This window comes from Pseudomonas donghuensis (assembly GCF_000259195.1).
Classification (GTDB): domain Bacteria; phylum Pseudomonadota; class Gammaproteobacteria; order Pseudomonadales; family Pseudomonadaceae; genus Aquipseudomonas; species Aquipseudomonas donghuensis.
Genome location: NZ_JH650757.1, coordinates 242,472 through 256,648, shown reverse-complemented (window position 1 = coordinate 256,648; position 14,177 = coordinate 242,472). Strand labels below are relative to the sequence as shown.

Here is a 14,177-nt window from a genome sequence, read left to right as displayed (position 1 = left end):
CACGGGGGTAGAAAAGTCGTCGAGCGGTCAGCAGCAGGGGCATCGATTACCGGGGATTTCTGGCATAATCGCGCCCCCTTATGACCGGGTCAGAATTCCTTCATGATCGATTTATTCAGCGGACTTGATGCCTGGGTACTGGTGAGCTTGCTGCTCGCTCTGACCTTCGTACTCGCCTTCGAGTTCATCAATGGCTTTCATGACACCGCTAACGCGGTAGCTACAGTCATCTATACCAAAGCCATGCCGCCGCACCTGGCCGTGTTCTTCTCCGGCGTGTTCAACTTCCTCGGCGTTCTATTGGGCGGTGTCGGCGTGGCATATGCCATCGTTCACCTGCTGCCGGTCGAACTGCTGATCAACGTGAACACCGGCCACGGCCTGGCGATGGTCTTCTCTCTATTGGCCGCCGCCATCACCTGGAACCTGGGCACCTGGTACTTCGGGATCCCGGCGTCCAGCTCGCACACGCTGATCGGCTCGATCCTCGGCGTGGGCCTGGCCAACGCCCTGCTCAACGACATTCCGTTGGGTGACGGGGTCAACTGGCAGAAGGCAATCGACATCGCCATGTCCCTGGTACTGTCGCCCATGGCCGGCTTTGCTGTGGCGGCCCTGGTGCTGATCGGCCTTAAATGGTGGCGCCCGCTGTCGAAGATGCACAAGACCCCGGAACAGCGCCGCAAGCTTGACGACAAGAAGCACCCACCGTTCTGGAACCGCCTGGTGCTGGTCATTTCGGCCATGGGCGTCAGCTTCGTGCACGGCTCCAACGACGGCCAGAAGGGTATCGGCCTGATCATGCTGGTGCTGATCGGTATCGTCCCGGCCCAGTTCGTTCTCGACCTGAACAGCACCACCTACCAGATCGAGCGGACCCGCGACGCCACTCTGCACCTGAGCCAGTTCTACCAGCGCAACGAAGCGACCCTGGGTGAATTCCTGGCCCTGGGCAAAGCCAAAGATGGCGACCTGCCGGAGCAGTTCAGCTGCAACCCGCAGCAGACCGAGCCGACCATCAAGGCCCTGCAGCAATCGCTCAACGGCGTAGCCGACTACCACTCGCTGTCGGCGGAAAAACGCGTCGAAGTCCGTCGCTACCTGCTCTGTCTGGACGACACCGCGAAGAAGGTCGGCAAGTTGCCGGGCCTGCAAGCGCGCGAGAAGGCCGACCTGGAAAAACTGCGTAAAGACCTGACCGCCACCACCGAATATGCCCCGTTCTGGGTCATCCTCGCGGTCGCCCTGGCCCTGGGCCTGGGTACCATGGTCGGCTGGAAGCGCGTGGTGCTGACCATCGGCGAGAAGATCGGCAAGCAGGGCATGACCTACGCCCAGGGCATGTCGGCACAGATCACCGCAGCCTGCGCCATCGGCATGGCCAACATCTTCAGCCTGCCGGTTTCGACCACCCACGTGTTGTCGTCGGGTGTAGCCGGGACCATGGTGGCGAACAAGAGCGGCCTGCAAAGCGGCACCGTCAAGACCATCCTGCTGGCCTGGGTCCTGACCCTGCCAGCCTCGATGGGCCTGGCGGCTGGATTGTTCTGGCTGGCGACCAAAGCCATCGGCTAAGACACCCGCACAAAAAAAGGCGCCCCAAGGGCGCCTTTTTTATACCTGGCAGAATCAGCGGCGCTTGCTGCTACCAAGCAACGAGCCCATCAGGCCACGCACCAGTTGGCGCCCGAACTGGTTGGCCGCCTGGCGTACCGCCGACTTGATCGCCTGCCCCGCCGCGCTCTGGAGGAACTCACCGGCCTTGTCGGCAAAGCTCTCCTCAGCCGCTGCCGGCGCTTGTTCAGGCCCGGCCGCGCCGCCTTTACGGGCGTTGAGCATTTCATAGGCCGACTCACGGTCCACCGGTTTGTCATAGCGCCCGGCCAGTGGCGACGCGGCAATCAGCGCCGCCCGCTCAGCAGCGCTCAGCGGCCCGATACGCGACTGCGGCGGCGCGATCAGCACGCGCTGGACCATGCCCGGCGTGCCCTTTTCCTGCAGGGTTCCGACCAACGCCTCACCGATGCCCAGTTCGGTCAGCACACTCAGGGTGTCGAACTGCGGGTTAGGACGGAAGCCATCGGCCACGGCCTTGAGGGACTTTTGCTCCTTGGCAGTGAACGCTCGCAGGCCATGCTGGACCCGCAGGCCCAACTGCGCCAGGACATCATCGGGCAGATCGCTCGGCGACTGGGTGACGAAGTACACCCCTACGCCCTTGGAACGAATCAGCCGCACCACCTGTTCCAGTCGGTCCTGCAGGGCCTTGGGCGTACCATTGAACAGCAGGTGCGCTTCATCGAAAAACAACGCCAGCAACGGTTTGTCGGCATCGCCGCGCTCGGGCAATTGCTCGAACAGCTCGGCCAGCAGCCAGAGCAGGAAGGTCGCATAGACCTTGGGCGCCTCATGCACCAGGCGGCTGGCATCGAGCAGGTGAATACGCCCGCGGCCATCGGCATCCGGTTGCAGGATGTCTTCCAGCTGCAAGGCGGGCTCGCCGAACAACGCCTCGGCGCCCTGCTGCTCCAGGGTTGCCAGGCGCCGCAACAGGGCCTGGCTGGAACCTGTGGTCATCAGCGCAATGTCTTCACCGAGTAGCTGCGGGTTGTCCTTCAAATGTGCCAGCAGCGCCTTGAGGTCCTTGATGTCCAGCAGCAACAGGCCGTCGCGGTCGGCAACCTTGAACGCGGCATACAGTGCCGCCTGCTGACTGTCGGTCAGTTCCAGCAGGTTGCCCAGGAGCAACGGGCCCATTTCACTGAGGGTGGTACGCAATGGATGACCGGACTGACCGTGAATGTCCCACAAGCTGACCGGATACGCCTGAGGCCGGTGCCCCAGCCAGGGCATGCCGGCAATGCGCTCGGCCACCTTGCCTTGCGGGTTGCCTACTGCGCCCAGGCCGCACAAGTCGCCTTTGACGTCGGCGGCAAACACCGCTACGCCCGCGTCACTGAAGGCTTCAGCCATATGTTGCAGGGTCACGGTCTTGCCGGTACCGGTGGCCCCGGCCACCAGACCGTGGCGGTTGGCCAGGCGCATGGCCTGGGCCACCGGCTGTCCGGCAAGGTCGGCGCCGAGCACGAATTGCGAAGAGTCAGGCATGTTTTTTCACCCTCTGTTTAAAGCTTTGGCTGGAAACGGCCGATATTAAATGGCGACAGACCACCAGAAGACAGGAATAGCCCGACAAGGAATTGGGACCTGCACTGCTTTCACGCTGTTCTTTGTGCGAACGACCCGGACAACAAGACCTTAGCGGACCGACACGTTATGAACAAAAGCCTCCGATTCAGCCACAAGATCCTATTGGCCGCCTCACTGATCGTCATGATCGCCTTTACCCTGTTTACCTTGTACAACGATTTCTTGCAGCGTAATGCCATTCGCGAGGATCTGGAAAACTATCTTGAGGAAATGGGCGAAACCACTTCGACCAATATCAAGAACCTGTTTGACGGTCGTATTCTGCTGGTACAAAACGTTGCACAAAACATCGCCGCGTTTCCCGAGGCTGACAAGATCGGCACCCTGCTCGGCCAACAGGCATTGGTCTCAAGTTTCCTGACAATTTACCTGGGTGACGTCAACGGCGGGTTCACCATTCGCCCGCAAACCAAGATGCCGGACGGCTACGACCCTCGCGTGCGCCCCTGGTACAAGGACGGCATGGCGGCCAACGGGCCGATCCTGACCGAACCTTATATTGATGTCAGCACCGGCAAGATGGTCATCTCGGTGGTGGCGACCGCTGCGCGCAATGTCGGCGTGGTCGGTGGCGACCTGGCCCTGGACGGCCTGACCGAAATCATCAACTCGCTGAACTTCGGCGGCATGGGCTATGCGTTCTTGATCAACGATCAGGGCAAGATCCTCGTGCACCCGGACAAGAACCTGGTGATGAAGTCGCTGTCGGACCTGTTCCCGCAGAACACCCCGCGCATCAGCAAGGAACCGAGCGAAGTCCAGCTCGATGGCAAGACCCGGATCCTCAGCTTCGCCCCGGTCAAGGGCCTGCCTTCGGCCAACTGGTACATCGGCCTGTCGGTAGACAAGGACGAGGCCTACTCGATGCTGAGCGAGTTCCGCACCTCTGCGGTGATTGCAACCCTGGTGGCGGTAGTCATCATCATTGCCCTGCTCGGCCTGTTGATCCGTGTGCTGATGCAACCGCTGCACACCATGACCCGCGCCATGGAAGACATCGCCGAAGGTGAAGGCGACCTGACCAAACGCCTGGCCATTCACAACCACGACGAATTCGGCATCCTCGGTACCGCCTTCAACCGCTTCGTCGAGCGTATTCATGGCTCGATCCGCGAAGTGTCCTCGGCCACCGAACAGGTCAACGAAGTAGCCTTGCGGGTGGTCAGCGCCTCCAACTCATCGATGGTCAACTCCGACGAGCAGTCCAACCGCACCAACAGCGTCGCTGCGGCGATCAACCAGTTGGGTGCCGCCGCCCAGGAAATCGCCCACAACGCCGCGCAAGCCTCGCAACAGGCAAGCTCGGCACGCCACCTGGCCGAAGAAGGCCAGCAAGTGGTCGATCGCAGCATCCAGGCGATGAACCGCCTGTCGGACCTGATCTGCACCTCCAGCGCCCACATCGAGACGCTCAACAGCAAGACCGTGAACATCGGTCAGATCCTCGAAGTGATCACCAGCATCTCGCAACAGACCAACCTGCTGGCGCTCAACGCGGCTATCGAGGCGGCACGGGCCGGTGAAGCCGGGCGCGGGTTTGCCGTGGTCGCCGATGAAGTACGCAACCTGGCGCACCGCACCCAGGAATCGGCGCAACAGGTGCAGAACATGATCGAGGAGCTGCAGGTCGGTGCCCGCGAGTCGGTCGACACCATGGGCCAGAGCCAGCGCCACAGCCAGGACAGCGTCGAGATCGCCAACCAGGCCGGCGAGCGCCTGGGCAGCGTGACCCTGCGCATCGGCGAGATCGACGGCATGAACCAGTCGGTGGCCACCGCTACCGAGGAACAGACGGCCGTGGTCGATTCGATCAACATGGACATCAATGAAATCAACATGCTCAACCAGGAAGGGGTCGAGAACCTGCAGTCGACCCTGCGCGCCTGCGCCGACCTGGAGCAGCAGGCCAGCCGCCTGAAACAACTGGTGGGCAGCTTCCGTATCTGAACTTGAGCGGCAAGCTTGAAGCGGCAAGAAGAAGCGGTGCCATGTGCGCTCTGCTTTTTCTTGCCGCTTGCAGCTTGTAGCTGACCGCTGCTGAACCCAGTCGAACAAACTATCCTTCATAGAGGTCAACCTTAGGGCGCGTCTCCAGTGGCGAAAAGCTGCCTGGCGACACACTTTGGAGACGATCTCGGAGGGATGCTGATCGTGCACATCGCGGACATCACCATGTTCTACGCCCCTGCCAGCGGCGGCGTACGAACCTATCTTGATGCCAAACACCGCCGTCTGGGCCTTACCCCCGGCGTCCGTCACAGCCTGTTGATCCCCGGCGCCAGTGCCAGTCACGAAAACGGCATCTACAAGGTGCCGGCACCGGCCCTGCCGTTTGGCAACGGCTACCGCTTTCCTCTGCGCCTGGCGCCCTGGCGCAATATCCTGCAGGATCTTCAGCCCAATCTGATCGAAGTCGGCGACCCTTACCTGACCGCCTGGGCGGCGCTGGATGCCCGCCGCCAGCTCGATGTGCCGGTGATCGGCTTCTACCACTCCGACCTGCCGCTGCTGGTCAGCAACCGCATGGGCAACTGGTTCACGCCAAATGTCGAGGCCTATGTCAGCAAGCTCTACGGCAACTTCGACCGGGTCCTGGCGCCGAGCCAGGTGATGGCCAACAAGCTGCGCGGCCTGGGTATCGATAATGTTCATGTGCAGCGCCTGGGCGTCGACCTGGCGACCTTCAACCCGCAGAACCGCGACCTGTCGTTGCGCCAGCAACTGGGTATCGCCGATTCCACGCGGCTGCTGGTATTCGCCGGCCGCGGCTCGCGGGAGAAGAACCTGCCGGTGCTGCTCGACTGCATGAAACGCCTGGGCAAGCACTATCATCTGCTGCTGGTCGGTTCGCATATGCCGACCCATGTGCCGGCCAATGTCAGTGTCATCGATCACTTCTGCCCGGCCAGCGAAGTCGCCCGCCTGCTGGCCAGCGCCGATGCCTTGCTGCACGCCGGCGACCAGGAAACCTTCGGCCTGGTGATCCTCGAAGCCATGGCCAGCGCCATCCCGGTCATAGCCGTGGCCGCCGGGGCCTTCAGCGAAATCGTCAACGACCAGTGCGGCCGCCTGTGTACACCCAACGATGGCCAGGCCATGGCCCGCACGGTCAGGGAGGTGTTCGAAGCCGGTGCCCGGCAGATGGGCCTGCAGGCGCGTGCCCATGTCGAGCAATATTACGCTTGGGACACTGTGGTCAATGGCTTGCTGGAGCATTACCGGGCAGTGCTGGGCCACCCGATGCCGGTGCGCATCCATGCCTGAGTACACCGATCGACCAAGCCTGCTGCTGGTGCTGCATGATGTTGCGCCGCAAACCTGGCCTGACTACCAACCCTTCGTCGAAGCGGTGGATGCCCTGGGCGATATCCCCATGACCTGGCTGGTGGTGCCGGACTTTCACAAGCGCAACGCCCTGGAGCAGGCGCCCGGCTTTCGCCTGATGCTCGAACGGCGCCTGCAGCGTGGCGACGAGATGGCACTGCATGGCTATTTTCACCTTGATGACAGCCCGCCGCCGCGTTCGCCACGGGACTACTTCATGCGCCGGATCTACACCCGGGAAGGTGAGTTCTACTGCCTTGACCAGGCCCAGGCCCGCGAGCGCCTGGAAGCCGGCATCGCGCTGTTCCAGCGTTATGCCTGGCCGCTGTCAGGTTTCGTCGCCCCGGCCTGGCTGATGAGCGACGGCACCCGTCAGGCACTGTGCAGCCTGCCATTGAGTTACACCAGCGATCCACAGCACCTCTACCGACTACCCGACTTCACCCCGCTCCCGGCGCCTGGTCTGGTCTGGAGTGCCCGCAGCAGCTGGCGGCGCGGCCTGTCGAAAGTGCTCTGCGATGTACGTGAAGCGCGCCTGGGCAATGCCCCGGTCATACGCCTGGGCCTGCACCCGGTGGACATGCGCCATGGCTTGTCCCGCCGTTACTGGCTACAGACCTTGAAACGCCTGCTGCGCCAGGGCCGCGAGCCGATGACCAAGTCCGCCTGGCTGGCCAGCAGGCACGGCCGGTGAACCGCCTGCTCTGGCTGCTCCTGGCGCTGATCATGGCAGTGCTGGTGCCGACCTTGCTGGGCGGCAGCGAACTGGTGCCGCGTCTGCGTGGCTTCGCGCCACCGTTGCTGCTTGGCCTGTTCGCGATGATCGTGCTGTGCTGGATCATCAATGCCATCCGCCTGCGTTTGCTGCTCGGCAGCCAGGGCGCGGCGCTGGGGCGCTTGCGCAGCCTGGGGGTGATCATGGCCACTGAATTTGCCATTTGCACCACGCCTGGCGGCAGCGGCGGGCCGCTGGCCCTGATGGCCTTGCTGGCCCGCGAGCGCATTGGCCCTGCGCGCAGCAGCGCGGCGTTCGCCGCCGACCAGCTCAACGACTTGCTGTTCTTTTTCTGCGCCATGCTGGGGATCGCCGGCTACGCACTGTTCCACAGCCTCAACCGCAGCCTGGAAGGCATGTTGCTCGCCAGTGCGCTGTTGATGTTCACAGCCTGCGGCGCTTTGCTCGGGCTGATGTGCTACCGCCGCACGCTGCTGCGCCTCAATGGCCGGCTGCTGCGCAGGCTCAAGGTGCCCGCCCAGAGACGCCGGCGCTGGACGCGCAAGCTGCTGCACTTCTTTCGTGCCTTCGGCGACACCTGGCGCCTGCCCAAACGCACCCTGGCGCTGGTGTTTGCCCTGACTTGCGTGCATTGGGGATTACGTTACAGCGTGCTGTACCTGGCGCTGCGCGGGCTGGGCGTCGACTTGCAGTGGATACCGAGCTTTCTGGTGCAGATGCTGTCGCTCAGCGCGGGGCAGTTCAGCCTGCTGCCGGGGGGCGCGGGGGCCGCCGAGATGACCTCGGCCGCGTTGCTTTCACCGTTGGTGGGGACCTCCACGGCGGCGGCGGCAATCCTGATCTGGCGGTTGGTGACCTATTACTTCTATCTGCTCGCCGGTGGCCCGGTGTTTCTCTGCCTGTTGGGCCGGCCGCTGCTGGAGCGCTTGCGGCTCAGCCAGGCGCGGGGTCGTCGCTAACCGGCTTGAGCTGCTCCCAGAGCTCGGCGGCACCCGGAAAATCGGTGCCATCGTCGCTGTCCAGCGCATCCGGGTCGTAGCGGCTCAGGCAGCCCTCGCCGAGGGTTGGCGGGGCCTTGGAGGTTGCCTTGTCGAGGGGATCGGCCATGGAGCAACCTCCTGCACTGACGCTTAGTTGAACACCACGGTCTTGTTGCCGTGCACCAGCACGCGGTCTTCCAGGTGGTAGCGCAGGCCACGGGCCAGGACCATCTTCTCGACATCACGGCCGAAGCGGACCATGTCTTCGATGCTGTCGCTATGGCTGACACGGACCACGTCCTGCTCGATGATCGGGCCGGCATCGAGTTCTTCGGTGACGTAGTGGCAGGTAGCGCCGATCAGCTTGACCCCACGCAGCGAAGCCTGGTGGTACGGCTTGGCGCCGACAAACGATGGCAGGAAGCTGTGGTGGATGTTGATCACCTGCTGAGCGTACTCCTGGCACAGCTGTGGCGGCAGGATCTGCATGTAGCGCGCCAGCACCACGACATCGGCACCGTGCGCCTTGACCAGGCGCGAGACCTCGGCAAAAGCCGGTTGTTTGTCCTGCGGGTCGACCGGGACATGGAAGAACGGGATGCCGTGCCACTCGACCATGCTGCGCAGGTCGTCATGGTTGGAGATCACGCAGGGAATGTCGCAGTCGAGCTCTTTGGCGTGCCAGCGGTGCAGCAGGTCGGCCAGGCAATGGGACTCACGGCTGGCCATCAGCACCACACGCTTCTTCTGGTCGGTATCGGTGATACGCCAGACCATCGAGAACTCTTCGGCGATCGGTGCGAAGGCTTCGCGGAACGCCTCGATGCCAAACGGCAGGGTCTCGGCGCGGATTTCGTGACGCATGAAGAACCAGCCGCTCTGCTCATCGGAGTGATGGTTGGCTTCGTTGATCCAGCCGTTGTTGGACGCCAGGAAATTACTGACTTTGGCGACAATGCCAACGCGGTCGGGGCAGGCAATCACCAGCCGGTAGGTGCGCATGAAGTGGACTCCAGAAACTTTCGCAAAGGCGCACATTCTAGCGAGTGCCCGGCAAAACTGCAGTACTCATTGCTGGCGGCCCGCCGACTGACCCGCCGTCGCTGCAGGCGGCCGGCGCCGGCGCAGCACCGGGCACAGATTTAAGTTAACTTTTGAAGCAGCGTATTAGTTTGTAAATTTTTCTTAACCTAATCTATCGCCGTGATTAACAACTCCTTGAGCTAATTGCCTGTTTTAATGTTTACTTGGCGAGGACGTCTGATTATTATTGCCGCACTGTCTCTCAGAAAACCTTCATTTCCAAGGAACGCCTCATGTCCCTGATCAACGAATATCGCGCCACCGAAGAAGCCATCAAAGAACTGCAGGCGCGTTTGCAGAACCTGTCGCAAGACGACAAGCTGAAAACCGAGCTTGAGTTCGAAGGCAAACTGCGCGCACTGATGGGCGAATATTCGAAGTCCCTGCGTGACATCATTGCGCTGCTGGATCCAGAAGCCAAACTGAGCAAAGCCCCACGCGGCGCAGTAAAAACCACCGGCACCAAGCGTGCGCGCAAGGTCAAGCAATACAAAAACCCGCACAACGGCGAAGTCATCGAAACCAAAGGCGGCAACCACAAAACCCTGAAAGAATGGAAAGCCAAATGGGGTGGCGATGTGGTTGAAGGCTGGGCAACCCTGCTGGGTTAATTGGCCCGCTGGTAACCTTGTGTTACTCGCTAAAAAAACGCCAGCTTAGCTGGCGTTTTTTATTTTCAACGATTGCTTACATTCCCAATTGCAACTTCAATGCCTGCACATGGCTGCGCCACTGACCAAGCAGCGCCTGCTGCTGGGCATCGGCCTCTGCCCAACAGTCCTGCAAGGCCCGCTCGAAATCACCGAGGGTATTGGGTGCCCCCATCAACGGATCACTCAGGCGTTGCTGGCAAAAGGTCTGCCAGCGCTGGCGCTCCTCGGCATTCAAGGTTTCGTTGAAATTACGCGCACGATAGCGAAACAACAGTTCCGGTAAACGTTCATCATCAAACATCCACTGGCCCTGCCCCAACTGCTGTGGATCGACACTGCGCACTTGCTCGCATAACCGACGATCACGGTCGCCAAGAAAGCCATCATACAACTGCTGTTCCGGATCTTCGCTGGGGGCAAACTCCTCGGCGCTGTAGATTACTGGCAATTTGTCTTGCCATTGCCCTGCCGTGGCAATCAGGCTGGCAGCGCGCGCCTGATAAACAGACATATCCAGTTCCAGCCGCTGCTGATCTTCCCCACGCAATACACTTAAGGGGGCGACTACCGGGCAGCGATTGATGTGGATTAATTTCAGCGGTACCGGCAATTGTCCGTCAGGCATTTCCTCGCGACGTGTGTATAAACGCTGACGCAGTGAATCAGCATCCTCATCGATCAAGGGCTGCGCATCCAGATGCAGGTCACAGACGATCAAGGCATTGCGATTACGCGGATGCCAGGCCAGGGGTAATACCACCCCCAGATAATTACGTGCCGCCGAAAAACGACCGGAAATATGCACCAGCGGCTGTAACAATCGAATCTGGTCGAGGACTTTCTGCTTGCTGCGCAGTTGAAACAACCAGTCATAGAGCTTGGGTTGTTTCTGTCGGATCAATCGCGCAAGTGCAATTGTCGCGCGCACGTCCGACAACGCTTCGTGTGCCTGACCATGGTCGATGCCGTTGGCGGCGGTGAGCAACTCCAGGCGCAAACTGGTGCGCCCGTCCTGTTGCGGCCATTCAATCCCGTCCGGGCGCAGAGCATAGGCGGCGCGGACGATGTCGATCAGGTCCCAGCGGCTGGTGGCGCCCCGCCCCTCGCGGGCGTAAGGATCAAAGAAGTTGCGATACAGGCTGTAACGAGTGACTTCATCATCGAAGCGCAGGCTGTTGTAGCCGGCGCCACAGGTGCCCGGACGTGCCAGTTCGGCATGTACCCGGGTCATGAACTCGGCTTCGCTCAAGCCCTGGCTGGCCAGTTGCTGCGGGGTGATGCCGGTGACCAGGCAAGCCTTGGGGTGCGGCAGGATGTCGTCGCTGGGCTGGCAATAGAAGTTGATCGGCGCCTCGATCTCATTGAGCTCGAGGTCGGTGCGCACCCCGGCAACCTGCAAGGGCCGGTCGTTGCGCGGGTTGATGCCGGTGGTTTCGTAGTCGTGCCAGAAAATGCTGGAGCTCACGGGGTCGTCCTGAACAGAAGATCGACCAGAGTCTAGGGCCAGCAGCCCGCCAGGGCCAGTGTCAGGCCGAGGCGTTCAATGGATGGAAGCTGAAATAGTTGCGCAGGGCGCGCACCAACAGCTCGTAGTCACGTGGTGCCTGCAACAGCATGAAGCCCGAGTCGTAATGCCCGGGCGTCTGGTCTTCATGGCTCCACAGGCAACTGGCGGTGAGGTTGATCGGGTGCACGGCGCCATCGCGGCCCGGAACTTTGAGTTGCAACTCGAAATCCGGGCCGACCAGCATCGGCAACTGGCTGATCAGCATCAGGCCGTCTTCCGACACATTGCCCAGGTAGCCGATGGGCTGGTCGGTGAAGCGGTTGAAGACTTTGAGAAAATAAGGGAGCTGGTGACGCTCGATGCGGCGCTCGTCAAACATGGTCGGGATCGCTGTCGAAGACCCTTTTAGCAGGGCCGCGCTAGAGCTGCTGTTTTTCATTCATCTCAGCAACAAGATTAGCGCACCCTGACCCGCACGTCACAATCAGACTTGCTGACTTTAGTATTAACGCCAAGGCGTGGTCGTTGCCGGTCGGGCAATCGCGGCTTCGCCAGTGCGGTAGTGGCCCAGTTGCTCGAGGGTCTGCAGCCGCGCGCGGGCACGGAAGGCATATTCGCTCTGCGGGTAGCGCTGGAGAATGAACTGGTAGGTCTGCGCCGCATCGACGAACAGCTTCTGCCGCTCCAGGCACTGGCCACGCAGCAGCGACACTTCCGGCTGGATGAACGGTCGGGCACGGCTGGTGCGCTCGACCTGGGACAGCTCCAGCATCGCCTGCTCGCAGTTGCCGCGGTCATAGGCGCGGTAGGCGTTGTTCAAATGATGGTCCATCGACCAGCGGGTGCAGCCGACGACGCTGGTCGCCAAGGCTAAAACGATCAAGGCTCGCATGGGGATCTCCTGTATTGAGCAGTGTATCGGCTTTGGCTGGAAAATCTGTAGACCGTGCTGGCCGATCGCTGGCAAGCCAGCTCCCACAGGATTGGCGCCGCTCTCGGGGTTAGCACTCCCCGTTCAAACGCCACCCCCGCTAACCGGCAGGTAGTGCAAAGGAACAATGACTACAGCAATTTTCCGGAGTAGCCTTTCGCTGCGCTTCACTATAGGAGTCTGTGCATGACCATCCGCCGTACCAAAATCGTCGCCACCCTTGGCCCCGCCAGCAACTCGCCGGAAGTGATCGAGCAACTGATCCTTGCCGGCCTGGATGTCGCTCGCCTGAACTTCTCCCACGGCACGCCTGACGAGCACAAGGCTCGCGCGCGCCTGATCCGCGAAATCGCCGCCCGCCTGGGCCGCCACGTGGCGCTGCTCGGCGACCTGCAAGGGCCGAAGATCCGTATCGCCAAGTTCAGCAACAAGCGTATCGAGCTCAAGGTCGGTGACCGCTTCACCTTCTCCACCGCCCACCCGCTGACCGAAGGCACCCAGGAAATCGTCGGCATCGACTATCCGGACCTGGTCAAGGACTGCGGCGTCGGTGACGAACTGCTGCTCGACGACGGCCGCGTGGTCATGCGCGTAACCAGCGCCACTGCCGATGCCCTGCACTGCGAAGTACTGATCGGCGGCCCGCTGTCCGACCACAAAGGCATCAACCGTCGCGGCGGCGGCCTGACTGCTCCGGCCCTGACCGAAAAAGACAAGGCCGACATCAAGCTGGCAGCCGAAATGGACCTGGACTACCTGGCCGTTTCCTTCCCGCGCGATGCCTCCGACATGGAATACGCCCGTCGCCTGCGCGACGAAGCCGGCGGCAGCGCCTGGCTGGTGGCCAAGATCGAGCGCGCCGAAGCGGTCGCCGATGACGAGACCCTCGACGGCCTGATCACCGCCAGTGACGCGGTCATGGTTGCCCGTGGCGACCTGGGCGTGGAAATCGGCGATGCCGAGCTGATCGCGATCCAGAAGAAGATCATCCAGCACGCCCGCCGCAACAACAAGGCGGTGATCGTTGCGACCCAGATGATGGAGTCGATGATCCAGAACCCGATGCCAACCCGTGCCGAAGTCTCCGACGTGGCCAACGCCGTGCTGGACAACACCGACGCGGTGATGCTGTCGGCCGAAAGTGCCGCCGGCGCCTACCCGATCGAAGCCGTACAGGCCATGGCCCGCATCTGCCTGGGCGCCGAAAAGCACCCGACCAGCCAGAAGTCCAGCCACCGTCTGCACACCCGCTTCGAGCGCTGCGACGAAAGCATCGCCCTGGCGGCCATGTACACTGCCAACCACTTCCCTGGCGTCAAGGCGATCATCGCCCTCACCGAAAGTGGCTACACCCCGCTGATCATGTCGCGCCTGCGTTCTTCGGTGCCGATCTACGCCTTCTCGCCGCACCGCGCCACCCTGGCCCGCGCCGCGATGTTCCGTGGTGTGTACCCGGTAGCGTTCGACCCGGCAGCCCTGCCGGCCGAGAAAGTCAGCCAGGCGGCAGTCGACGAGCTGCTGCAGCGCGGCGCGGTCGAGCCAGGTGACTGGGCGATCCTGACCAAAGGCGACAGCTACCACACCATCGGTGGCACCAACGGCATGAAGATCCTGCACGTCGGTGATTCGCTGGTCTGATGCTCGGACACTGCTGAACAAAGCCCCGCAGCCTGTGCTGCGGGGCTTTTTTGGGTTCTTCACGACATTTCGGGGACTATGAGCCTTGGGGTGGGGTTGGTTGCGAGCTTATCCA

The 14,177-nt window shown here is 61.9% G+C and carries 13 protein-coding genes and 1 pseudogene; 8 read left to right on the top strand and 6 right to left on the bottom strand.

Annotation, left to right across the window (positions count from 1 at the left end; all coding sequences use genetic code 11):
- The first annotated feature begins 102 nt into the window (after nt 1-102).
- Complete coding sequence (locus tag UW3_RS0103490; RefSeq protein WP_010220872.1) at nt 103-1,575, top strand: inorganic phosphate transporter; 1,473 nt, start codon at nt 103-105, stop codon at nt 1,573-1,575.
- 54 nt (nt 1,576-1,629) lie between these two features.
- Here UW3_RS0103490 and UW3_RS0103485 read toward each other — a convergent pair whose 3' ends face one another.
- The gene (locus tag UW3_RS0103485; protein ID WP_010220871.1) at nt 1,630-3,108 is read right to left on the bottom strand and encodes a helicase HerA-like domain-containing protein; all 1,479 of its coding nucleotides are present in this window, start codon (nt 3,106-3,108) and stop codon (nt 1,630-1,632) included.
- Nucleotides 3,109-3,276: 168 nt separating this feature from the next.
- Here UW3_RS0103485 and UW3_RS30165 point away from each other — a divergent pair.
- From UW3_RS30165 to UW3_RS0103465, 5 genes and pseudogenes are all read left to right on the top strand, one after another.
- Nucleotides 3,277-4,299 (top strand): annotated as a pseudogene (locus tag UW3_RS30165) (HAMP domain-containing protein); the annotation flags it as partial.
- Between the two features lie 93 nt (nt 4,300-4,392).
- Nucleotides 4,393-5,157 carry a methyl-accepting chemotaxis protein gene (locus UW3_RS30160; RefSeq protein ID WP_371128668.1) on the top strand — a complete coding sequence of 255 codons (765 nt, stop codon included), beginning with the start codon at nt 4,393-4,395 and terminating at the stop codon, nt 5,155-5,157.
- A 195-nt stretch (nt 5,158-5,352) separates the two neighbouring features.
- Entirely contained in the window at nt 5,353-6,474 is a 1,122-nt protein-coding gene (locus tag UW3_RS0103475) for an N-acetylglucosaminyl phosphatidylglycerol synthase (protein WP_010220869.1), read from the top strand.
- A complete protein-coding gene (locus UW3_RS0103470) occupies nt 6,467-7,228 on the top strand; it encodes an N-acetylglucosaminyl phosphatidylglycerol deacetylase (RefSeq protein WP_010220867.1) in 762 nt (253 codons plus the stop codon). The genes UW3_RS0103475 and UW3_RS0103470 overlap by 8 nt, the downstream gene beginning before the upstream one ends.
- On the top strand, nt 7,225-8,229 hold the full coding sequence (locus UW3_RS0103465) for a glucosaminyl phosphatidylglycerol flippase (RefSeq protein ID WP_010220865.1): 1,005 nt from the start codon (nt 7,225-7,227) through the stop codon (nt 8,227-8,229). The genes UW3_RS0103470 and UW3_RS0103465 overlap by 4 nt, the downstream gene beginning before the upstream one ends.
- Here UW3_RS0103465 and UW3_RS28945 read toward each other — a convergent pair.
- On the bottom strand, nt 8,204-8,377 hold the full coding sequence (locus UW3_RS28945) for a hypothetical protein (RefSeq protein WP_010220864.1): 174 nt from the start codon (nt 8,375-8,377) through the stop codon (nt 8,204-8,206). The genes UW3_RS0103465 and UW3_RS28945 overlap by 26 nt on opposite strands.
- Nucleotides 8,378-8,400: 23 nt before the next feature.
- Nucleotides 8,401-9,252: a formyltetrahydrofolate deformylase gene (purU, locus tag UW3_RS0103455; protein ID WP_010220863.1), complete on the bottom strand. Its 852-nt coding sequence runs from the start codon at nt 9,250-9,252 to the stop codon at nt 8,401-8,403.
- A gap of 314 nt (nt 9,253-9,566) precedes the next feature.
- Between purU and mvaT the strand changes: the two genes are divergently transcribed.
- Nucleotides 9,567-9,944, top strand: a complete 378-nt coding sequence (gene mvaT / locus UW3_RS0103450) for a histone-like nucleoid-structuring protein MvaT (RefSeq protein ID WP_010220862.1) — start codon at nt 9,567-9,569, stop codon at nt 9,942-9,944.
- A 76-nt stretch (nt 9,945-10,020) separates the two neighbouring features.
- Here mvaT and sbcB read toward each other — a convergent pair whose 3' ends face one another.
- From sbcB to UW3_RS0103430, 3 genes are all read right to left on the bottom strand, one after another.
- Nucleotides 10,021-11,451: an exodeoxyribonuclease I gene (gene sbcB / locus UW3_RS0103445; RefSeq protein WP_010220861.1), complete on the bottom strand. Its 1,431-nt coding sequence runs from the start codon at nt 11,449-11,451 to the stop codon at nt 10,021-10,023.
- A 61-nt stretch (nt 11,452-11,512) separates the two neighbouring features.
- The gene (locus tag UW3_RS0103440; protein ID WP_010220860.1) at nt 11,513-11,872 is read right to left on the bottom strand and encodes a PilZ domain-containing protein; all 360 of its coding nucleotides are present in this window, start codon (nt 11,870-11,872) and stop codon (nt 11,513-11,515) included.
- A gap of 126 nt (nt 11,873-11,998) precedes the next feature.
- Complete coding sequence (locus tag UW3_RS0103430; protein WP_010220859.1) at nt 11,999-12,385, bottom strand: tetratricopeptide repeat protein; 387 nt, start codon at nt 12,383-12,385, stop codon at nt 11,999-12,001.
- 225 nt (nt 12,386-12,610) lie between these two features.
- Here UW3_RS0103430 and pyk point away from each other — a divergent pair, with 225 nt between their 5' ends.
- Nucleotides 12,611-14,062, top strand: a complete 1,452-nt coding sequence (gene pyk / locus UW3_RS0103425; protein WP_010220857.1) for a pyruvate kinase — start codon at nt 12,611-12,613, stop codon at nt 14,060-14,062.
- The last annotated feature ends 115 nt before the right edge of the window (nt 14,063-14,177 follow it).